Consider the following 22,414-nt stretch of genomic DNA (forward strand, 5'->3'; position numbering starts at 1 on the left):
CCCTCCTCCGACCACGGCCCCGCACCCCCGGAGAACCAGCCCATGCACAACGTCCCGCGCCCTGAACCGCACACCGCCCAGCAGGAGACGACCACCAACCCCAACGACGGAGCAAGGTATCCCGTTGGACCGTCCAAGGGCCGGTCCAACGGGCAAGCCTCCGCCCCAGGGGTGGCGGAAGCGGCGGTCGAGCGCCAGGGGGCACCCGACCACGGAGCCACAGGAGAAGCGCAGCGCGTGCCGTCCCGTGCCGCTGACGAAGCCGCACTCCACCGCGTCGCCCGCCGCCGACACCGCGAGCCCGTGCAACGCACCGACCGCGTCGACGTCCGCTACAGCAGCACCGAGAAAACCGCCATCCTCGCCAAGGCCCGCTCCCTGAACATCGCCGGCGCGCACTACGTCGGCGCCGTCGTCATGGCCCACCTGCACGGCGACCTCGCCCTGCCGGCACAGCGCACCCAGCTCGACGACTACATCGACGAGCTGGCGGCCCTGCGCGAACAGGTCGCCGCGATCGGCCGCAACGCCAACCAGATCGCCAAGAAGCTCAACTCCGGCGGCACGCCTCGCCCCGGCGACACTGCCCTGCTGGCCCAGGTCGAGCGCACCCTCACCTCGGTCGGCAGCACGGTCACCGACATCGCGGCGGCCGCCAACCCGGCCGTCGCGGTGGGCAGGAAGACCGAGAGGGCCGCGCCCCGGTGATCGCGAAGATCAGCAGTGGCAAGAGCACCGGGGGCCTCATCCGCTACCTCTTCGACACCAAGAAGGCCACCGACCACACCGACCCGCACCTGGTCGCCTCCTGGGACGGCTTCGCCCCCGACCCGGGCCGCACCACCCAGGACCCCGACATGGTCCGCAAGCAGCTCGTGGCGGACCTCGACCTGCGCGTGAACCAGGCTCGCCGCCACGGCCGCGCCCCCGAACGCCACGTGTGGCACTGCTCGATCCGCGCCGCCCGGGCCGACCGCCACCTCACCGACGACGAGTGGGCCGACATCGCCCACCGCGTCGTCGCCACCACCGGCATCGCACCGAACGGCGATCCGGACGGCTGCCGTTGGATCGCCGTCCGCCACGCCCCCGACCACATCCACATCGCCGCCACCACCGTCCGCGCAGACCTGCGCCCCGCCCGCCACTGGAACGACTACCTCACCGCAGACCGCGAACTCGCTGCCATCGAGAAGGAGTACGGCCTCTTCCAGGTCGTACGCGGAGACCGCACCGCCGCCAGGCGACCCACCCGCGCCGAGCAGGAGAAGGCCCGCCGCAACGGACATGCGAAGACCCCACGCGAACAGTTGCGGAAGACCGTTCGCAACGCCGTGGCCGTCTCCCGCAGCAGCGAGGAGTTCCTGCACCTGCTCACCCATACCGACGGCATCCAGGTCGACGTCAAGTACTTCCCCTCGGGGGACGTCCGCGGCTACACGGTCGCCCTCACCGGCGACACCAACCAGGCCGACGAGCCGGTCTGGTTCTCCGGCTCCGAACTCGCCCCGGACCTGTCCTTCCCGAAGGTCAAGAACAGTCTGGACAGTCTCACCCCGCAGTCCACCACCCCGTCCGTCGAGCGTCGATCCAACTCATGGCACCAGGCCACCGCTGCCCTTGAACGCCTTCCACACCACCTCGCCGAAGGCAACACGGACGAGGAGGCAGCCCAGGCCCACATCAACGCCCTGGGCGAAGCCCTCACTGCTGCTTCCCTCACCGCGCCGGCCCACCGACGGGCTCAACTACGCGACGCTTCTACGGCCTTCGAGCGCGCGGTCCGCTCCCGCACACAGGCCGACCACTATCATGCCCGCGCCCTGCGCAGCACCGTCCGGGCCATCCTGCGTGAACCCGCGCCTGCCGACGGCGCGACCCTGGGCATGTTCCTGGACGCCGCGATCCTCGCAGTGATCGCCTCCATCCGCTGGCACCAGCACCACCACCACAACCAGCAAGTGGCAGCCGCACACCACACCCTCACCGGCCTCCAAGCCCTCTACGAGGAGACAGCTCCGGCCCCGCTGGCCGTGCTTGCTCACCAACGTCCGCCGCGGACTGTGGCCGACAGCCACCGTGCCTACCTCTGGCAGGCCGTCCCCGCGCACGCACAGCAGGTCATCGACGATCCCGCATTGGACGCCCTCACCACTGCGCTCGCGCAAGCCGAAGGCGCCGGACACGACCCTGCACAACTTCTGCGCTACGCGGCCGACCAGCGTGCGCTGGACGACGCGGATTCTCCCGCCCGAGTCTTGACCTGGCGTATCGAACGGCTTGCTGCCCGCCCCGCGCCCAGCTCACGAGCCCGCGCCGCCCGGACCCACAGCTCTCCAAGGAGCCCCGGTACAACAGGCCCTACGGCGACACCACTGTTCCGTACACCTGGGACCGAGCCCGCCCGCCAGCCGCGGCGCCGCTGATCAGCGCCGGTCAGCGGTCATGCGATGGGGCAACGGTGGAGGGTGTTGGCGATGGCGGCGTCGGGGTCGGTGTCGTGGCTGGTGTGGAAGGGGGGCTCGTAGGCGTCGTCTCCGATGAGGTGGCGGGCCTGGTCCTGGCATGCCAAACGTGCGGTGACGAGCTCCGGGATACCCATCTGAGGCGCGTCGAGAGCGTGCCAGATTTGTTCGGCGACGCCGCTGAGGCGGCGGGCGTGCTCGGCATGCCCGGAGGCGGTGGCCGCGGGGCGGGTGCATCGAGGGTCATGGCGGTGCCGAAGCTGTCGTGGAGACGGAGCCTGCCGTTCAGGTAGGTGCGAACGTGGGCCGCGGCCTGCTCGGTCCGTCTGAGCGCGGTGAGGCCGAGCAGGTGGTCGGCCCAGGCGCGAAAGTAGATTTCGCCGCGCCGGGCGCGCGCTCGGCGCTCAGTTCGTCGGCGACGGCAGCGACCGTGGCGAACTCTCCGAGTCGGATGTGTGCGAAAGCGTGCACGGTCCGGCCAGGAAAAGTGCGCACAGTCGGTGCTGTGGCGTGCGCGGTGCTTCCTGCGGGCTCAGATGGGAAGGCGGAGCCGGAAGGCGCGTGGAAGATCGAGTCGCCTGGCCCGCCCCCGCCGCAGCTGTCGCAGAGGGGGCGGTGCGGTCCTCTGCTTCAGGTGCGGCGGGCGGTCGTGCCCTGGGGGTCAGCTCTTGGGCATGAGGACGGAGTCGATGATGTAGACGTTGGCGTTGGCGGTCTTGACGTTGCCGCAGACGACGTTGGCGGTGTCGTTGACCTTGTAGTTCTCGCCGGAGCCGGCGGTGGTGAGCTTCGTCTTGGCCAGGGTGTCGAAGGAGCCGTTCTCGAGGTCCTTGGGGGCGAGCTTCTGGCCGACGACGTGGTTGGTGAGGATCTTGGTGAGCTGGGCCTTGTCGGCGAGGACCTTGTTCAGGTCGGCCTTGGGGATCTTGGCGAAGGCGTCGTTGGTGGGGGCGAACACGGTGATGTTCTTTGCGTTGTTGAGGGTGTCGACCAGGCCGGCCTTCTTCACGGCGGTGACGAGGGTGGACAGGGCCGGGTTGTTGGAGGCGGCGGTGGCGACGGGGTCCTTGGCCATGCCGTCGAAGGAGCCTGCGCCGTCCTTGGGCACGGAGGAGCAGGCCGAGCCGAACGGCTTGTCCATGTCGGCGGTGTTGCTGGACGGGCTGGCCGTGTCCGACTTCTTCGAGGAGGCCGAGGAGGAACTGTCGGAGGCCTTGTCCTTGGAGTCGCTGTTGGAGCAGGCGGTCAGGGCCACGGGCAGCATGGCGGCGGCAGCAACGGCAACGGCGACACGACGGACGCGAGTCTGCATGGCAATTCCTCAACGATCAGAACCGTGAGGGCCATTCGCCCTCATCACCGGGAATCCGGTGCGCCCCGTGCCGCGGATTGGTCGCCTCCCAAAAAGAGTGACCTCGCGTGCGGCACGGGGTTCTGCTGGAGGGAAGTGGCTCGGGCCCGATCAACCACTGTGTGTTCCGGAGCCCGTCTCACCCCCGGCATCAAGGCGTACGCCCGTACCTTCGGATGAGGGACAGTCGGGGCTTCTCGGGGCGCGGCCACGCAGGGGGCATCCGAGTCATGACGCGAGAACCGGTGGGCCCGACCAAGCCGTGCACGAGAGGCCACCGGATTACTGCCGACAGCGGCAAGTGCCGCGAGCAGCCCTCGCCGTCAAGGAGAGTGCTTCGTCCAGATGTTGGGGGAGTGCGGTGAAGCAACGAGATCCGTTCCGGTCGGCAGGATGGTGGCCCTTACGGAGGTACACCGCGAAGCTGTTGCGGCCGACGGGCGAGGCGGGCGTCGGGCCCACCGGATGCGGGCCGCCGGAGCACGAGAAGGCCGGTGGCGGCGGAGGTGCGTCCGAGACGACGCCGCCGCCTCGGCTGCGTGTCGCCGTGTTGGCCACCATCCGGAACGTGCCCCAGGTCCGCCCGAGCGGCGGCGGAGCGACGGACAGCTTGCCGTGAGCCGGCGCAGCCGACCCGAACGAGTGAAACCGGACGAATCGGCCAATCCGCGCCGCGGGACGTAGCGGATTGCTCGTGAGGAGCGAGCAGTTCCTTGTGTCGCCCGCTGAGGGTGATGCTGTTCGAGCAGCAGGGAGAGTTTCATGTCTCGTGTGTTCAGGAGCGCGGCGGTTCTGGTGGCTGTGGGCGGTGCGGTTCTCGCCGGTGCGAGCGCCGCCTCGGCCGACAGCGGGGCGCAGGGCGCCGCGGTGGGCTCGCCCGGTGTGCTGTCGGGCAACCTCGTCCAGGTGCCGGTGCATGTTCCGGTGAACGTCTGCGGGAATACCGTCAGCGTGATCGGCGCGCTCAACCCGGCGTTCGGCAACACCTGTGCCAATGCCTCCGGTGGCTGGGGCCACCACGGCGACATGGGTGACTGGGACATGTCGAAGTAGTTCCGCGTCCTGGCGCACTTGCCGGGGCGAGAGCTGGTGAGGCCGGGTGCTGCCTTTTGGGGGAGGCGGCACCCGGTCGCGGCACCGCCGTTGCCTGAGGGAAAGGCGATCGTCTGCGCTCTGGCAGATGTGCTGGTCGACGTCCTCTGGTTCTTGAGGGGGCGGGGACGGGTAGAGGGGTCCGGATAGCGCGTTGAAGGTCCTGGAGAGCGTCGCCGCTCTGGTGTCTCACCTGTCGAATGATCAGCGAAGTGAGTTCATGGACTTGCTCGCTTCGATGGCTGTGGAGGAGGCCGGCCTCGTTGCGTCGCGTGACGACCTGACCGTCGGCAAATCGGTGCATCCGCGGTTTCTGAACAAGGCCCAGTCACCCGTCAGTAAGCCGTCCAGCGTGAGTGGCTCCCCTTCGCAGACCATGAGCGAGGCGTGTTCTGATGAGGTGTCAGAGTTCTGCCCCCTATTTGTTTGATGTGCCGTCAGGTCGCGGCTGAGAGTGTGCTGGTGTTGCAGCCTGAGCGGCAGCGGACCCGAACTCGGGTCTGACAGTTGGGGTGCTCGCGATCGATGGCGGCGGCGACGCGTCATGATCCAACGCGCGTCGAGGCCCGGACCGTTCTATCGTTGAAAGTGTTGTTGCCGTAGGACAAAGGAGTTCCTCATGCGCATCACACTCGCCCGAGGGGCGGCCATCGCCGCCCTCACTTGCGCCGCTGCTCTTCCCCTGGCTGGCGCTGCACAGGCTGCGACCCCTGCGCAATCCACGACCACCCAGGCGGCCCAGACCCTCCCCGCCGACGACGGACCTGGGTGGCACCATCACGGTGGCTACTGGGACCACGGCTACTACTACGGTGGAGGTATCGGGCTCGGACTCGGCCTGGGCCTAGGAATCGGCCTCTGACCCATCCTGATGCAACCAGCGGGCGGGCCTCTGTCGAGGGGACTGCCCGCTTCATAGTGCGCGATGAGCGAATATTCGCAGCGGAGGATCGGTACAGGCGTGTCAGGGTGCATGCATGACAACAGACCGGTTTGAAGTCACGCGTCACATTGCCGCGCCCGCCTCCGCGATCTTCGACGTGCTGCGTTCGCCGCAGGGCCACGTGAGCATCGACAGTTCTGGAATGCTGCAGTCTGCGGAGGGTGCTCCCGTGGAGAAGGCGGGAGACGAGTTCGTTGTCCACATGGACCGGGAGGCTCTGGGGGATCTGCCCATGGGCCGCTATGACGTAACAGTGATCATCACGCGCTATGAACGCGACGTTGTCCTGGAGTGGACCATCTCGGGCACCATCCAGCCTCCCATCCGTCATCTCTACGGGTACCGACTCGAACCCAACGAGACGGGCACCCTCGTCACTTCCTACTACGACTGGAGCCAGATCGACGACAAGTACCGCGAGGCGGGCGTCTTCCCGGTCATTCCGGAGGCGGGGCTGCGCGCCACACTCGGAATCCTTGCTCGTACGGTCGAAAACGGGTCGTTCGCCCTGTGACGGCGGCTGTCGGTTCTCTTCAGGACTTGGGGTGCGGCCCGGAATGCGTTCACCACGGGCCACACCAGAGTGCCCTCCGTCCCACGGCTGGGATCAGCCTCGTGCGATGCGCCGGTATCGGCTGACGGCCAGGGGCATGAAGACGGCGACGATTGCGCACGAACACAGCAGCGCGTAACCACTGGCGTGTTGCACCGGCCAGGAGTGCGGTGGGACGACCGCTGCCGGGGCCTCGTTGCCGAAGAGCGACCGGGCGGCGGTGGCGGTCGCGGAGACCGGGTTCCACTCGGCGATCGTGCGGAGCGGGCCGGGCATCGTGGTGACGGAGACGAAGGCGCCAGAGATGAAGGTGACGGGAAAGAGCCAGATCAGCCCGGCGCTCTGGGCGACCTCGACGCTGCGAGCCATGAGTCCGATCGTGGCTCCGACCCAGGACATGGCGAAGGCGAAGAGCAGAATCAGCCCGTACGCCGCCATGGCGTCCAGTGCCGAGCCCTCGACGCGCCAGCCGACCAGGAGCCCGCACAATGAGGTCACCACGAGCGTGACGACGCTCATGGTGAGGTCGGACAGAGTGCGGCCAAGGATCACGGAACCGCGCGGCATGGGCAGTGCGCGGAAGCGGTCGACCATGCCTTTGTCCATGTCCGCGGCGAGACCGATGGCTGTGAAGGACGCGTTGAAGGTGACGGCCTGCGCGAAGATGCCGCCCATCAGGAACGTGCGGTACTCCGCACCGCCGAGGCTGCCTCCGAAGACGTAGGCGAGCAGCAGCACGAACATCAGGGGCTGGACGAGCGCGGCGATGACCGCTCCCGGGGTACGGCGCAGGTTGAGGAGGTTGCGCTCGGCGATCAGCAGCCCGTCACGCACGGTGCGAAACGGGCCGGCCGGCTTCTGGGCGGTCAGGCTCACTGTCGCCATGCGTGGGCTCCCTTCTTGCGTCCGTTGCGCCGTCGGGCGGCGGGACTCTCGTCGCCGGGCTTCCGGCCGTGACCCGTGGACAGTTCTGGTCCTTCCGTGTCCTGCTGCGCGCTGGAGGTGTCGGGATGCCGGGCTCTGCCGGTCAGTGCCAGGAACACGTCGTCGAGGGTGGGCGGTGCGAGGGAAACGTCGTGCACGGTGAGCTGCGCCTCCTCCAGCGCGGCAAGGGCGCGCCGCAGAGCCGGGGCGCCGTGGTCGGTGGCGACGGAGACGTGTCCGGCACGCCGGTCCACCTCCGGCTGGTACGGGCCCAGTCCTGCCAGCACTCCAGCGATCGCCGCCATGGTCTCCGACACGGCCGGGCGGAGCGTGATGCGTTCTCCGCCGACCTTCTCCTTCAGTTCGGTCGCTGTGCCGCGGGCGATGACGTGGCCGTGGTCGATGACGGCTATGGAGTCGGCGAGCTGGTCGGCCTCTTCCAAGTACTGGGTGGTGAGCAGGACAGTGGTGCCGTCGGCCACCAGGTCCTGCACGGCCCGCCAGGTGTCGGCCCGGCCGCGTGGGTCGAGGCCCGTCGTGGGCTCGTCGAGGAAGACGACGGCGGGCCGCGTGGTGAGGGCACCGGCCAGGTCGAGGCGGCGGCGCATGCCGCCGGAGAAGCTGCCGCTCGGCCGGTCGGCGGACTCGGTGAGCGCGAACCGGTCGAGCAGGTCACCGGCACGCTGCCGGGCTGCCTTGCGGTTCATGCCGTACAGCCGCGCGACGAGGTAGAGGTTTTCGCGTGCGGTCAGCCGTTCGTCGACGGCGGCGTACTGCCCTGACAGGCCGATGCGTTCGCGCACAGCCTCCGGCGCGTTGCGGACGTCGTGTCCGGCTACCGTGGCGCGGCCGCCGTCCGGACGCAGCAGTGTGGTGAGGATGCGCACGATGGTGGTCTTGCCCGCGCCGTTGGGGCCGAGCAGGCCGAGCACGGTGCCCGCCGGGACCCGCAGGTCGATGCCGGCGAGTGCCTGGCGGTTGCCGAAGCTCCGGGTGAGGCCCTCAGCCACGATCGCGTCCTGCTCACCCGCAGGCGCCACGTGCCGCCCGACGTGCTCCTGTTGAGGGAGGGGCGATCTGAGGGTGCCGAGCAGATTCGCTCCTGATGTGCTCATCGGGAGGCCAGCGCGCTGCGCGGAGTGAGGTCCGTCCAGTGGGTGTCGACGTAGGCGATGCATGCCTCGCGGGTGGTGGGCCCGTGGACGGGCTGCCAGCCTGCGGGCACGTCGGCGAACTCGGGCCACAGGGAGTGCTGGCCCTCGTCGTTCACCAGGACACGGTGCTGGACGGCGGGGTCGTCGAAGGGGTTGGTCATGATGCGGTCACTCTCTCGGGTCGTGTTCGGTGAACTGAACTGTTTTCGGGCGCATTTGGCCGAGCAGGGGCTGTCCGGTCGAAGCGGGCTCAGGTGGCCCGGAGGGCCATGTCGAGGACGGGGCCGATGAGGGCCCGGGAATCGGGACGGAGCATCTGGGCGTGGCCGCACGGCACGTCGTGCACCTGGACGGTGCCGTCGACGTACGGGTCCCACAGGGCGGGGACGAGGCCGCTCGCGGGGGCTTCTTCCGTGGCGCGGAAGAAGAGCACGTCGCCGTGGAAGATGCTCGGGACGTAGTCGCGCATCAGCCGGGCCTGGGCGGCGAAGTTGCCGACCATGGTCTCGATGGTCTCCGGTTCCAGCGCGCCGAGCGGGCTGCCTGTCTCCCGCAGAGCGTCGCGTACGGCGGCTGCGTCCAGTGGGGCGTCGGCGTCCCAGGCGGACAGGTCGAGGCCGAGGGCGGTCAGCAGGGCGCGGAAGACGACGTCGCGTCCGGCGTCCTCCAGGCCGTCGGCGGGTGGCACGGGGAAGGAGTCCAGCACAGTCAGAAGCGCCACCTCCTCGCCCGCGTGCTGGAGTTGGACGGCGACCTCTTGGACGACGTTGCCGCCGAAGGACCAGCCGAGCAGCCGATAGGGGCCGTGCGGCTGCACTGTGCGCAGCTGCGCGATGTAGTGGGCCGCCATTTCCTCGATGCTCTGCGGGAACGACCGGGTGCCATCCAGATTGGGTGTCTGGAGCCCGTACACCGGCCGGTCGGCGACGTGCTGGAGCAGCCCCGCGTACGACCACGCCAGGCCGCCCGCCGGGTGTACGCAGAACAGCGGCGGCAGACTGCCGCCGACGCGCAGCGGCAGCAGGGAGGCGAGGTCCGCGCCCGGTCGGGGGTCGCCCGACTCCGCCTCGCGTGCCGCCAGCGCGGCCGCGAGGCCGGCCGGGGTCGGCGTCTCGAACAGCGCCCTGATCCCCAGGTCCGTCCCGGTGGCGTCGCGTACATGTGCCAGCAGACGCGCCGCCAGCAGTGAATGGCCGCCGAGCGCGAAGAAGTCGTCGTCGGCCCAGCACTGTTCGGTGCCCAGGACCTCCGCGAACAGGGCGCACAGCAGGTCCTCGCGCGGGCCGGCCGGGCCCCTGCCCGTCCCGCGGGCCAGGTGCTCGTCGCGCGGATCCGGTAGTGCGGCGGCGTCGAGCTTGCCGCTCGCGGTGAGCGGCAGTGCGTCGAGGCCGACGAACGCGCCGGGAACCATGTAGCCGGGCAGTTCGGCCGCGACGGCCGTGCGCAGGGCGTCACGGTCCGGCTCGGCGGGTCCGCCCGTCGCGGTCCTACCGCTGTCGGGCACCACATAGGCGACCAACTGCTGCGTACTGTGGGCGTCTTGAGCGCCGACGGAGCGCAGCACCACGGCGGCCCGCCCGATGCCGGGCTGCCGCTCCAGCACGGCGACGATCTCACCGGGTTCCACGCGGAAACCGCGCACCTTCAGCTGACCGTCGGCCCGGCCGCGGAACTCCAGTCGGCCGTCCGCCGACCGCCGTACGAGATCCCCGGTGCGGTACATCCGATTGCCCGGCGGACCGAACGGGTCCGGCACGAAGCGGGCGGAGGTCTCGGCGGGCCGGCCGAGGTAGCCGCGGGCCAGGCTTGTGCCCGCGAGGTACAGCTCGCCGGTCGCGTTCGGCGCGGCGGGCCGCAGATGCCGGTCGAGGACGTAGCAGCGGGTCCCGGACACCGGGTCGCCGAGTACGGGCCAATCGGTGTGGTGCAGAGGTGCACACAGGGTGTCCACGGTGGCCTCGGTGGGGCCGTACAGGTTCCACACGGTGAGGCCGGGCACGGCGCGCAGCCGCTGCCACAGGCCCGGCGGCACCGCCTCGCCACCGAGCGCCAGGACGGCGGGCCGGTGGCCGGGCGCCCCCGGCTCGCACAGCCCGGCGTCCAGCAGGGCCGCCGCGTGGCTCGGGGTGGTCTCCAGTACGTCGATACGGTCCTCGCGCACGGCCCGGACGAGGGCCGCCGGGTCGCGGCGGGTGTCGTTGTCGACGATCAGGAGTTCGTGCCCGTCGAGCATCCACAGAACGGGGTCCCAGGAGGCGTCGAAGGACAGGGAGGCGGTCAGTGCCACCCGCATCCTGCGTCCGCCGGTTGCTGTTTGTGCGAACAGCGTCTGCCGGTGGTGCTCCCACAACTGGGCCAACGACCGGTGTTCCACGACGACGCCCTTGGGGCGCCCGGTGGAGCCGGAGGTGTGCAGTACGTAGGCCACGTCCCGGGGCCCGGCAGCAAGGTCCCGTGGCGGTTCGCCGTCGAGCCCGGCCAGTGCCGCGAGGGTGTCGGCGGAGTCCAGCACAATGACCTGCCAGGGACCGTCGGGTATGCGGTCGGCGGTCGCCGTGGCGGCCAGCACCACGGCGGGCTGGGCATCACTCAGTACGGCGGCCACCCGCGCCGGTGGCAGGGCGTCGTCGAGCGGCGCGTAGACACCGCCCGCGGTCAGCACACCGAGCAGCGCGGTCAGCGATCCGGTGGAGCGTGGCAGCAGTACCGCGACGGTGCGGTCCGGACCCACTCCGTGTGCCCGCAACAGATGCGCCAAGCGGGCACTGTCCTGCGACAGTTCGGCGAAGGAGAGAACCTGCGCCCCGCAGCGCACCGCGATGTCGCTGCTGCGTGCCGCCGCCGCGGTGGCCTCGAAACCCGCGATCACCGTCGGGTGCCGCGGGGCGGTCTGCGGCCCGCTCCCGAGGGCGAGCAGCTCGGCGCGCTGTTCCCGGCCGAGCGGATCGTGCCGGGACAACGGGGCGTCCGGATCCGCAACGGCGAGCCGGAGCAGCGTGACGAAGGAGTCGGCCAGGTGCTGTGCGGTCGCGGTGTCGAAGAGGTCGCGGGCGAACTCCAGCTCGCCCGTGAGCTCTTGGCCCCCGCTCTGTTCGGAGAAGTTGAACGACAGGTCGAACTTGGCGGCGGCCGTGTCCACGCCTTGCACCGCGGCGTGCAGGCCGGGCAGGTCGAGCGCGGGGCGACCGGCGTTGTTGAGGGAGAGCATCACCTGGAACAACGGATGCCGGGAGAGTGACCGCGGAGGCGCCAGGTGCTCCACCAGTGACTCGAACGGCAGGTCCTGGTGGGCGTAGGCGGCGAGGTCGGTCTCGCGGGCGCGGTCGAGCAGGGCGCGGAAGTCCGGGTCGCCGTCGGTGCGGACCCGCAGGGTCAGCGTGTTGACGAAGAAGCCCACCAGTCCGGCGAGTGCCTCGTCGGTGCGGCCGGCGACCGGGCTGCCGACGACGATGTCCTCTCCCGCGCCGTACCGGTCCAGCAGAGCGGTGAGCACCGCGTGCAGCGCCATGAAGGTGCTGGCTCCCTCGCGCCGGGCCAGCTCCGCCAGTCGGCGGCCATCGCCGTCGGTGAGCGGTAGTGCGACGCTGCCGCCGCGTCCGGAGCCGACGTCCGGGCGCGGCCGGTCGGCGGGCAGCGCCAGCTCGGTCGGAGCCCCGGCCAACGCGTCTCGCCAGTAGGCCAGTTGGCGTGCGTGCACGCTGTCGGGATCGTCGGGACCGCCCAGTAGGTCGCGCTGCCAGAGAGCGTAGTCGGCGTACTGCACCGGCAGCGGCGTCCAGTCGGGGGTGCGGCCGGTGGCCCGTGCTGCGTACGCGGCCGCCAGATCTTGCGCCAGCGGGCCCATGGACCATCCGTCGGCCGCGATGTGATGCACCGTGAGCAGCAGGACGTGCTCCTCGACGCCGGTTTGCAGCAGCTCGGCGCGCAACGGCAGGTCACGGGCGAGGTCGAACCCCTCGCGGGCCGCTGTGCGCAGCAACTGCGCGGCCCCGTCCTGGGTGCTGGGCGTGACGGTGAGCGTCGGGCGGGCCTCGCCGGGGGACAGGATGCGCTGGGCCGGGGTGCCGGGCCGGCCGGCCGTGTCGCGGAAGACCGTGCGCAGGCTCTCGTGCCGGGCCACCACGTCGCCGAGCGCGTCGCGCAGCGCGGACACGTCCAGCCGTCCCCGCAGCGAGACCGCCATCGGCAGGTTGTAGGAGGCGTCGTCGGAGCGCATCCGGTTGAGGAACCAGAGCCGGTGCTGCGCGAAGGACAGCGGCAGGTCCGCCGGCCGGTCGGTTCGGGACTGGAGTGAGGGACGGCCGTGCGCGGCACCGGCGAGGCGGCGGGCCAGTCCGGCCGGGGTGGGGTCCTCGAACAGGGCGCGGACGGGGATCTCGACACCGAACGCACTCCGTACGCGGTTGACGATCCGGGTGGCCAGCAGCGAGTGGCCGCCGAGCGCGAAGAAGTCCGCGTCGCGACCGACGGAGTCGGTGCCGAGGCACTCGGCGAACAGCGCGCACAGGATCTCCTCCTGCGGGGTGCGTGGCCGCTCACCCCGTTCCTGCACGGCCGCCCCCGGGTCGGGGAGGGCGGCAAAGTCCGTCTTGCCGTGCACGGTGAGCGGGATGTCCGGCACCAGCGCGAGGTGCGAGGGAGTCATGTACGCCGGGAGCCGGTCTCCGAGGAACGATCGAAGTCCGGCGGCCGTGGGCTCGGTACCGGTCTCCGGTACGGCCCAGGCGACCAGCCTGCCGCCGCCGGCGGCGTCGCGGACGGTCACCACGGCCTGCCGCACAGCCGGGTGAGCGGTGAGTGCGGCCTCCACCTCGCCGGTCTCGACGCGGAATCCGCGCACCTTCACCTGGGAGTCCGTGCGACCCACGAACGACAGGGAGTGGTCCGGCCGCCTGCGCACGAGGTCGCCGGTCCGGTACATGCGGCTTCCCGGGGCACCGTAGGGGTCGGCGAGGAACCGGTCGGCGGTCGCCCCCGTCGCTCCGTCGTAACCGCGGGCCACCCCGGCCCCGGCCAGATACAGCTCGCCCATGACGCCCGGCGGCGTGGGGCCCAGCCGCGAGTCGAGGACCCGGGCCCTCATGCCCGTGACCGCGTGGCCGATGGCCGGCCCCGAACCGGGAGTCACCCGGACGGCAACACTGTCCACGGTCGTCTCGGTCGGCCCGTAGAGGTTCCACACGGTCACGCCGGACAGCTCGGCCAGTTCCCGCCAGAGCTTGTCGTGCACCGGTTCGCCGCCCAGAGCCACGACACGTGGCCAGGGCCTGCCGGGCGCGAACAGGCCGCACCCCCGCAGCTGTTCGAGGAAGGACGGCGTCGTCTCGATCACGTCGATCCGCCGCTCGTGCAGCAGGTGCACCAGCGCCTCCGGATCACGACGGCTCCGGTCGTCCACCAGGTGCAGTTCGTGCCCGGCGGTCATCCACAGCAGCGGGTCCCAGGAGGCGTCGAAGGTCGCTGCGGCCGTCAGGGCCACGCGCAACGGGCGCCCGTTGTTGGCCTGTTCGGCGGGCTCGATCAGCTGGCGGCCGTGATGCCGCAGCAGGTTGGCAAGTGCACGGTGCTCCACGACGACGCCCTTGGGCCGACCGGTGGAGCCCGAGGTGTAGAGCACGTAGGCCGGGTCTGCTCCCCGGGGGCCGTCCGGTGGCAGGGTTTCAGCAAGGCCCGTGCCGGGCGCGTCCTCCAGGTAGAGCGCGGGTGTGCGGGATGCGGGCAGGGCCGCGGCGCAGGACCGTTCGGTCAGCAGCACCACCGGCCGTGCGGACTCCAGGATCTGTGCGTTGCGTTCCGCCGGATGCGATGGGTCGAGCGGCACGTACACCGCGCCGGCGCGCAGCACACCGAAGACGGCGGCGATCTGCCGTGTGGACCGGGGCACGGCTACCGCTACCCGGTCGCCGGGGCTGACGCCGGCGCCCACCAGACGCCGAGCGACGTCGTACAGATCCGTCGCCAACTCCCCAAAAGAGATGGACAGGTGACCGTCGTTCACCGCGGTGCGGCCCGGGGTGACCGCCGCCTGCGTCTCCAGGACGTCACAGACGCTGTGCACCAGTTCCTGACCCCGGTCCGCGCAGTCGTCACGCGTTCCCGCGTCAAGGGCCGCATGCACCTGTTCCTTCGTGAGCATCTCCAGAGCGCTCAGCCGCGTGCGGGGCGAGGCGAGCGCCGACCGCAGCAGCCGGACGAAGTGGTCGGCGAAGCGACGCACGGTGCTCTCGTCGAACAGTTCGGCGCTGTACTCCACTTCGCCGGTCACTCCCGTCGGCTGTCCGTCCGCGCCGTGCAGCTCGGTGAAGTCCCAGGTCAGGTCGAACTTCGCCGTTTCGCCTCCGGAACCCAGGACCTCGGCCCGGACACCGGGCAGGTCGAGGTGGGGTGTGTGGGTGTTGTTCAGGGCGAGCATCACCTGGAAGAGCGGGTGTCGCGCGAGTGAGCGCGGCGGAGCCAGTGCCTCCACCAGTTGCTCGAACGGCAGATCCTGCCGACTGTAGGCGCTCAGATCCGCCTCCCGCACCCGGCCCAGCAGCTCCCGGAAACCCGGATCGCCGCCGGTGCCCACGCGCAGCACCAGGGTGTTGACGAAGAACCCCACGACATCGTGGAACTCCTCCTCGTCACGTCCCGCCACCGGGGTGCCGACGACGATGTCGTCCCCGCCGCCCAGGCGTTGCAGCAGCGTGGCGAGCACAGCGTGCAGGACCATGAACGGGCTGACCCCAGCCTCCCGCGCAAGCGCGACCAGGGCGCGGTGCTCGACCGCGTCCAGTCGCAGCGGCACGCGGCCGCCGCGGAACGTGGCATGTTCCGGACGGGGCCGGTCGTACGGCAGGGGAAGCTCAGGCGTCGCCCCGTCCAGTACCGTCCGCCAGTCCGTCAGCTGTCGCGCGCTGAGCGATTCGGCATCGTCCCGGTCGCCGAGCAAGGTGTGCTGGCGCAACGCCCAGTCCGCGTACTGCGCGGGCAGTGGTGTCCACTGCGGTCCATGCCCCTCGACGCGGGCCCGGTACGCCGTGCACAGATCACGGACCAGCGGCCCCATCGACCATCCGTCAGTCACGATGTGATGGAGCGTCAGCAGCAGCAGGTACGAGCCCGTGCCGTCGCCGTTGCGCGCGGCGGTCGGGACCAACAGGGCCTGCCAAGGCGGCCGTTGAGCGAGATCAAAGTCGGGCGCCGGAAAGGTCCCGGGGCGACCGTTCGGCTGCACGGGGGCGGTGTGCAGCTCGACGCCGCAGTCATCGGCCGGCAGCACGACCTGGTGCGGTCCTGCTGTGTCCTCCCGGTAGACCGTCCGCAGACTCTCGTGCCGCGCCAGGAGGTCGGAGAAGGCCGCCTGAAGAGCAGGAACGTCGAGGTCGCCGTCGAGCCGGACGGCGACGGGTATGTGGTAGCGCTGACCGCCCTCGCCCATCTGTTCCAGCAGCCACAGGCGGTGCTGGCCCGCCGAGAGCGGCAGCCGCGCGGGACGCTCCCCGACAGTCGGGCCGTCGCCGGCTTCCGCACGGTGGGAGCGCCGTTCGGCGTCGACGAATCCGGCCAGGCCGGCGACGGTCGGCGCCCCGAAGAGCGCGCGCACCGGCAGCCGGACGCCAGTCCGTTCGGCCAGGCCGGCCAACAGTCGGGTGGCCAGCAGGGAGTGGCCGCCGAGCGCGAAGAAGTCGTCCTCCCGCCCGACTTCTGTCAGCACGAGCAGGTCGGCCATCACCGCGCAGACCGCTTCCTCGGTGGCAGTACGCGGCTGCACCGTGGGGCCCGCGGAAACAGCCGTGGCCGGGGGCAGAGCGGCCGAGTCCAGCTTCCCGTTCGGCGTCAGCGGCAGCCGGTCGGTGGCCGCGTACGCCGCGGGCACCATGTGTGCGGGCAGTGACGCTGCCAGGGCGTCGCGGGCCGGGCGCTGGTCGGAGCGCATCTCGCTGCCCGCTGCGTCCGGAGTCGGTACGAGATAGGCGGCCAGGATCTCTCCACCCGGCCCGTCACCGCGCACCGTGACCGCCGCCTGGGCGATCCCCGGCAGCGCGGTGAGCGCCGACTCGATCTCGCCGATCTCCACCCGGTGCCCTCGCACCTTGATCTGGTCGTCGCTGCGGCCGACGAATTCCAGTGAGCCGTTCCCGTGCCACCGCACCAGATCGCCGGTGCGGTACATGCGCGCCCCCGGTTCCCCGAAGGGGTCCGCCAGGAACCGGTCGGCGGTCAGCCCGGACTGCCCGGTGTAGCCGCGAGCCACCCCTTCGCCCGCCAGGTACAGCTCGCCGGTCACACCGCACGGCAGCAGGTGCAGGGCCGCGTCCAGCACATAGGCGCGGGCGCCGCGGACCGGGCGGCCGATGACCGGCTCCGCACCGCCGATCCGGGTGGTGACGGCGTCGACCGTCGTCTCCGTCGGTCCGTAGAAGTTGTACGCGAGCAGGTTCTTGTCCGCGGAGAGCCGTTGCCACAGCTCGTCGTTGACGGGCTCGCCGCCCAGAGCGATCACCTTGGGTCGGTGCGCTGCCGCGTCGGCCGCGTCGTCTGCGGCGGCAGTGAGGCCCGCGGCCAGTAGCTGTTGCAGGAAGCTGGGGGTGGTCTCGATGACGTCGATGCGCTCGGTGTGCAGGAAGTCGACCAGGGCCTCCGGGTCGCGACGCGTGGTGTCGTCCACGATGTGCAGCTGATGGCCGGCCAGCATCCAAAGCAGTGGGTCCCAGGAGGCGTCGAACGAGGTGGCGGCGGTGAGCGCGACACGCATGCGCCGTCCCCCGGCGAGTTCCGCGCTCGCGTGCGACTCCTGCCGGTGATGGGCGAGCAGATTGCTGATCGACCGGTGCTCGACCAGCACGCCCTTCGGGCGGCCCGTGGATCCGGACGTGTAGATGAGGTACGCGGCATCGTCGGCACGCGGCGCGGCGAGTGGCGAGCCGGAGACGGTGTTGCGGAACTGCGGCAGGCTTCGTACGGCCGTGCCGACAGGGGCCATGCCGGCGACCGGGCCGTCGGGCTCGCAGAGCAGGATCACCGGGGCGGCATCGGCCAGCAGATGGGTGATGCGCTCGGCCGGATACGCGACGTCCACCGGCAGGTAGACCGCACCGCTGCGCAACACGGCGAGCGGGGCGACGACAGTGTCGACCGAGCGGGGCAGTGCGACGGCGACCGTCGTGCCCGCGCCGGCGCCGTCGGCCTGCAGCGCCGTGGCTGCCGAGTCGACCGCCCGGTCCAGCTCGGCGAACGTCAGGCTCCGTGTGCCGTCGTCGACAGCCGGCGCGTCGGGTATCTCCCGCGCCAGCCGCGACAGCACCTCGGGCAGCGTCGGATCGCCGCCCTCGGCAAGCGTGGAGGAACCGCCCCCGCCCGGCCGGGAGTTCACCGGGCCCCGTCCCAGGGACAGCATCCGCTCCCGCTCCCGCGCATCGGTGAGCTCCAGCGCGCTGAGTGGCCGGTCCAGGTCCGTGACGAGTCCCTCGGTCAGCCGCAGGATGCGTTCCAAGTGCCCAGCGGCGGACGCCTCGTCGTAGAGCGCCGCATCGGCCAGGATGTCGACGCGGGCGCCGGCGCCGCCCGGGACCGGGTGCACGGCCAGGGTGAGGTCCTCGACGGGGCCGAGCGAGAGATTGTGCAGAGTGCCGCTCGCCGATCCGAAATGCAGGTTCTCGTCGAAGGCCAGCACGTTCACCGACGGCCCCACCAGAGGTTCGCCGCGCACCAGGCCGCGCTCCCGGCGCAGTTCTTCAGCCGGGAACTGCTGGTGCCGCAGCGCGCCCCGCATCGCCGTCGTCACCTGCCGCAGCAGGTCCCGGGCGGAGTCCGTGGCGTCCAGGCGCAGCCGCAGCGGAAGGACCTGCGACATCATGCCCGGCGTCTGCCGGGCGGTCCGGCTCCGGCGGCCGGTCACCGGCATGCCGAGCAACAGGTCCTGCGCGCCGCGTATCCGGTGCGTATAGGCGGCCGTGCCGGCCACGAACAGCGCGGGCCAGGCCACCCGCCCGCGTCGTGCTCCGTCCCGCAGCCGCTGCCACCGTGCCCGGTCCAGCGAGACCGAGTGCCGCAGCACCTTCGAGGCCGGGGACACCGTGTGCTCCGTGAGCCGCTCGGCGGAGGGAGTGCCGTCCAACTGGCCACGCCAGTAGGCCGCGTCCTCGGCGTATTGGGGCGACAGGGTGTACTGCCGCGCCTCTGACACCAGCGGTTCGAGCGGCAGCGGTGTGAACGGGACGTCGTCTCCGGCGGCGAGGAGGCCGTACGTCTCGGCGATCCGCCCCAGTGCCACTGCCGCGCCGTACCCGTCCAGCACGAGGTGGTGCGTGCGCATGTACAGCAGGTGGCGTGACGCCGAGAGCCGGTACAGCGTGAAGGCGGTCACCGGCCCCCGCGCGACATCGATGGGTATGGACAGGTTCTCTCGCATGGCCCGGTGTGCGTCTGTTTCGCCGTCCGCATTCGCGGACAGGTCGACGAAGGAGACGCCATTGGTGATGTCAGGACGGGCCCGCTGAAGCCCCGTCGTACCGCTCGGGTCGTCGACCACGGTCGCGCGCAGCGCTTCGATCTCCTGCGTCGCGAGGGCGACGGATCGGCGCAGTGTGGCGAGGTCCAACTCCCCCTCGATGTCGACGTATTCGGCAATCGTGAAGTCGGCCCCCAAAGGGCGCAGCTGATGCGCGAACCACAAGGACTCCTGCGCTGCGGTGAGCGGCAGCCCGACGGTGTTCTTCTCAGTCATGTGCCCGCTCCAGTACCAAAGCGATGCGTGTCGACACCGTCGACCACCCCTCCTGATCTCACCTCGATCGGTGCAGATGCGAACCCTTCACTGCACCGTCTTTCGTGGTTAATCCGCGACGCATGGGGCTACGGATTGGTGTGTGACACAGGGCACCCTTTGTTACCGGTGCGTAGTCCGTCCCTTTCGTGCCGGCGGCAGCGGTATTCCGAGCCTCTGTTGGTCTGTGGGATCGGCGGACCCATCCGTGCGGGGGGAGGGCTACGGATCAATGGGGTCAGGCATGGTGAGCGGTTCACACGCCGCCAAACCCGAGCACAGAGGAGCACCTTCAGATGCACCGTCCAGGATGGGCCAAGTCGCTTCGCGGCATAGCCGTCGCAGGCAGCGCGGTGGCCTTGTGCCTCACCGGCGCCACCGTCGCATCGGCTTCCGGCGCGTCAGGAAAGGCAGAGAGCGCTCGGTCCAGGCAGGAAGCGCCCGCTCGGCATGCGGCGACAACGGCAGGCGGTTATCGGGGCACACAGGGCTTCAACCTGTGTCTGCTCTCGACATGTTCGACCGGCTCCGACGAGGACACCGAAGGCGGCATCGGCCTGGTGCAGGGCGGCAATCTCTGCCTGCTCTCCACCTGTGAACTGAGGCCCTGAACCGGCGGGGCGGGCCGACTTCGACCCGCTCGTCACCCTCACGTGTCGCGAGGGTCTTTGGGGCTGCTCAGGTGCCACCCGCACGCGGGCAACAACGTGCGCCTCTGGCGGTGACAGGAGTCGTTCTACGGGTGTGCCCGGCGTATCGACTGCGCCGCGCGGAGGCGCGGTGTCTGCCCTGCTGTTCTTCCACGGTGGCCGCCTGAGACGCCGCGGCCCTGTGCGGCAGTGAGGAACCCTCACTGCCGCACAGGGCCGCAGCATCGTGTCGCAGGCTCTGGTTCAGGCCGGGCGCGTGGACCGGCCCGGGGGGAGGCGTTCAGCTCTTGGGCATGAGGACGGAGTCGATGATGTAGACGTTGGCGTTGGCGGTCTTGACGTTGCCGCAGACGACGTTGGCGGTGTCGTTGACCTTGTAGTTCTCGCCGGAGCCGGCGGTGGTGAGCTTCGTCTTGGCCAGGGTGTCGAAGGAGCCGTTCTCGAGGTCCTTGGGGGCGAGCTTCTGGCCGACGACGTGGTTGGTGAGGATCTTGGTGAGCTGGGCCTTGTCGGCGAGGACCTTGTTCAGGTCGGCCTTGGGGATCTTGGCGAAGGCGTCGTTGGTGGGGGCGAACACGGTGATGTTCTTTGCGTTGTTGAGGGTGTCGACCAGGCCGGCCTTCTTCACGGCGGTGACGAGGGTGGACAGGGCCGGGTTGTTGGAGGCGGCGGTGGCGACGGGGTCCTTGGCCATGCCGTCGAAGGAGCCTGCGCCGTCCTTGGGCACGGAGGAGCAGGCCGAGCCGAACGGCTTGTCCATGTCGGCGGTGTTGCTGGACGGGCTGGCCGTGTCCGACTTCTTCGAGGAGGCCGAGGAGGAACTGTCGGAGGCCTTGTCCTTGGAGTCGCTGTTGGAGCAGGCGGTCAGGGCCACGGGCAGCATGGCGGCGGCAGCAACGGCAACGGCGACACGACGGACGCGAGTCTGCATGGCAATTCCTCAACGATCAGAACCGTGAGGGCCATTCGCCCTCATCACCGGGAATCCGGTGCGCCCCGTGCCGCGGATTGGTCGCCTCCCAAAAAGAGTGACCTCGCATGCGACCACAGCCTGCACGCGGTCGCCGCGATCACGTGCAGGCCGACGCCGGCCGCCAGACGCTGGAGCGCGGCACCTCGAATGCCACCGTCCACTCCATCGACACCGGCCACACCCCCGACACGTTCCGGCGCGGTCTCGCGTCCTTGCGCGGTCGTGCCGGTTCAGGCCGGGAGGGACAGCAGGGCCACCGGCGCCGTGCTGGGCTGCTTCGAGCCCCCGGCCGGTTCGAGAGTGACGCCCATGCCCGAGGCGTCGCCGACGGCACCGGACATCAGGACGCTCTGATCGGGGCGAGAGGGGTTCATCAGGCCGGCCGGGCGCATGTGGTCACCGTCGGCGAACCACAGCTGGTACACCTTGCCCTTAGGGGGAGCGGCCATACCCGAGGCGATGAAGACGGCCTTGTCGCTGTCGTGCGAGACGACCACCGAGCCGCGCGCGCCGCCCCCGACGGCCACCGAGGCCACCTTGGCATCCGGTGCGGTGAGCACCCGGGCTATCCGCTCGGACCGGTCCTGCGTGGCTCGCGCTTCCTGGCGGGCCTGGTCGGCTTGCTGGTGCTGCCACAGCGTTGTGCCGCCGAGCGCGGCAACGCCGGCAATGCAGACAGCGAGCGCCCAGCGTAGGGCGTGCCCGCGCCGGACATGACGGGACAGCACAGCCGCCGGGGTGTCCGGCGGGTCCTGCCGAACCTCGGTGATCTGCCTCATGACCTGAGCTTTCAGGCGAGGCGGCGCCGGCAGTGAAGCGGCGAGCCCCAGCCGTCCCGCCGTCGCGGAGAGCTCGCGCACCTCTTGGGCGCAGGAATCACACTGGGCCAGGTGCTTCTCGAACACCCGGCGTTCATCGTCCTCCAGCGCGTCCAGCGCGTACGCGCCGGTGAGCGTGTGCAGGTCGGACGTGGCGGTCATGCGGTCACCCCCAAGCAGTCGCGAAGCCGGATGAGTCCGTCCCGCAGCCGCGTCTTGATCGTGCCCAATGGCGTGGACAGTGTGCTGGCGACTTCCTTGTAGGTGAGGCCCTCGTAGTAGGCCAGCGTCACGGACTGACGCTGGATCTCGCTGAGCGACTGCAGACAACGCCGCAGCTGCTCCCGTTCGAAGCGGGCCTCCACCTGCTCGCTGACCTCGTCGAACTCCGGCGTGCGTGCCAGGAGCGCGTCCTTGTGGTCGCGGGCGGCCGCCGACTCCACGGAGCGGACGCGGTCGATGGCGCGTCGGTGGGCCAGAGTGAGAATCCAATTGATGACCGTGCCGCGCTCCGGGCGGTAGCCGACAGCGGTGCGCCACACCTCGACGAGGACTTCCTGGGCCACCTCCTCGGACTGCGCGTGATCGCGCAGGACCCTGCGCACGGTGCCGAACACGGGCCCAGCTACGTCGTCGTACAGAGCGGCGAAGGCTTCTCGGTCGCCCTGCCCTACTGCCGCCATGAGTTTTTCGAGGTCAGGTTTGCTCGCTGGGTTTTCTCCGACGTCGATGGTTTCCGTCATG

14 protein-coding genes are annotated in these 22,414 nt (G+C 70.5%); 5 read left to right on the plus strand and 9 right to left on the minus strand.

What is annotated here, in order from left to right; translation table 11 throughout:
- The first annotated feature begins 42 nt into the window (after positions 1–42).
- Positions 43–708 (plus strand): MobC domain-containing protein, encoded by a 666-nt coding sequence (locus tag ACNYS0_RS22150; RefSeq protein ID WP_422476150.1) that lies wholly within the window; start codon positions 43–45, stop codon positions 706–708.
- The gene (locus ACNYS0_RS22155; protein WP_422476152.1) at positions 705–2,426 is read left to right on the plus strand and encodes a relaxase/mobilization nuclease domain-containing protein; all 1,722 of its coding nucleotides are present in this window, start codon (positions 705–707) and stop codon (positions 2,424–2,426) included. Before ACNYS0_RS22150 ends, ACNYS0_RS22155 begins: the two co-directional genes overlap by 4 nt.
- 17 nt (positions 2,427–2,443) lie before the next feature.
- On the opposite strand, the gene ACNYS0_RS22160 is transcribed toward ACNYS0_RS22155, so the two are convergent.
- Complete coding sequence (locus tag ACNYS0_RS22160) at positions 2,444–2,602, minus strand: hypothetical protein (protein ID WP_422476154.1); 159 nt, start codon at positions 2,600–2,602, stop codon at positions 2,444–2,446.
- 524 nt (positions 2,603–3,126) lie between these two features.
- The gene (locus ACNYS0_RS22165) at positions 3,127–3,777 is read right to left on the minus strand and encodes a fasciclin domain-containing protein (RefSeq protein WP_422476156.1); all 651 of its coding nucleotides are present in this window, start codon (positions 3,775–3,777) and stop codon (positions 3,127–3,129) included.
- A gap of 801 nt (positions 3,778–4,578) precedes the next feature.
- Here ACNYS0_RS22165 and ACNYS0_RS22170 point away from each other — a divergent pair.
- On the plus strand, positions 4,579–4,869 hold the full coding sequence (locus tag ACNYS0_RS22170) for a chaplin (RefSeq protein ID WP_422476158.1): 291 nt from the start codon (positions 4,579–4,581) through the stop codon (positions 4,867–4,869).
- A gap of 1,016 nt (positions 4,870–5,885) precedes the next feature.
- Positions 5,886–6,365, plus strand: coding sequence for an SRPBCC family protein (locus tag ACNYS0_RS22175; RefSeq protein WP_422476160.1), 480 nt, complete (start codon positions 5,886–5,888; stop codon positions 6,363–6,365).
- 93 nt (positions 6,366–6,458) lie between these two features.
- Here ACNYS0_RS22175 and ACNYS0_RS22180 read toward each other — a convergent pair whose 3' ends face one another.
- The 4 genes from ACNYS0_RS22180 to ACNYS0_RS22195 all read right to left on the minus strand — a co-directional run bounded on the left by ACNYS0_RS22180 (position 6,459) and on the right by ACNYS0_RS22195 (position 19,190).
- A complete protein-coding gene (locus ACNYS0_RS22180) occupies positions 6,459–7,289 on the minus strand; it encodes an ABC transporter permease (protein WP_422476162.1) in 831 nt (276 codons plus the stop codon).
- Positions 7,277–8,338, minus strand: coding sequence for an ATP-binding cassette domain-containing protein (locus ACNYS0_RS22185; protein WP_422476164.1), 1,062 nt, complete (start codon positions 8,336–8,338; stop codon positions 7,277–7,279). The genes ACNYS0_RS22180 and ACNYS0_RS22185 overlap by 13 nt, the downstream gene beginning before the upstream one ends.
- A gap of 101 nt (positions 8,339–8,439) precedes the next feature.
- Positions 8,440–8,643: an MbtH family protein gene (locus tag ACNYS0_RS22190; RefSeq protein ID WP_422476166.1), complete on the minus strand. Its 204-nt coding sequence runs from the start codon at positions 8,641–8,643 to the stop codon at positions 8,440–8,442.
- Positions 8,644–8,732: 89 nt separating this feature from the next.
- A complete protein-coding gene (locus ACNYS0_RS22195) occupies positions 8,733–19,190 on the minus strand; it encodes an amino acid adenylation domain-containing protein (protein ID WP_422476168.1) in 10,458 nt (3,485 codons plus the stop codon).
- Between the two features lie 335 nt (positions 19,191–19,525).
- Between ACNYS0_RS22195 and ACNYS0_RS22200 the strand changes: the two genes are divergently transcribed.
- A complete protein-coding gene (locus tag ACNYS0_RS22200; protein ID WP_422476170.1) occupies positions 19,526–19,840 on the plus strand; it encodes a hypothetical protein in 315 nt (104 codons plus the stop codon).
- 319 nt (positions 19,841–20,159) lie between these two features.
- Here ACNYS0_RS22200 and ACNYS0_RS22205 read toward each other — a convergent pair whose 3' ends face one another.
- The 3 genes from ACNYS0_RS22205 to ACNYS0_RS22215 all read right to left on the minus strand — a co-directional run bounded on the left by ACNYS0_RS22205 (position 20,160) and on the right by ACNYS0_RS22215 (position 22,413).
- Positions 20,160–20,810, minus strand: coding sequence for a fasciclin domain-containing protein (locus ACNYS0_RS22205; protein ID WP_422476156.1), 651 nt, complete (start codon positions 20,808–20,810; stop codon positions 20,160–20,162).
- Positions 20,811–21,082: 272 nt separating this feature from the next.
- Positions 21,083–21,832 carry an anti-sigma factor gene (locus tag ACNYS0_RS22210; protein ID WP_422476172.1) on the minus strand — a complete coding sequence of 250 codons (750 nt, stop codon included), beginning with the start codon at positions 21,830–21,832 and terminating at the stop codon, positions 21,083–21,085.
- Complete coding sequence (locus ACNYS0_RS22215) at positions 21,829–22,413, minus strand: sigma-70 family RNA polymerase sigma factor (protein WP_422476174.1); 585 nt, start codon at positions 22,411–22,413, stop codon at positions 21,829–21,831. Before ACNYS0_RS22215 ends, ACNYS0_RS22210 begins: the two co-directional genes overlap by 4 nt.
- Between the last annotated feature and the right edge of the window lies 1 nt (position 22,414).

The sequence above is a fragment of the Streptomyces anthophorae genome (assembly GCF_049310305.1).
Classification (GTDB): Bacteria; Actinomycetota; Actinomycetes; order Streptomycetales; family Streptomycetaceae; genus Streptomyces.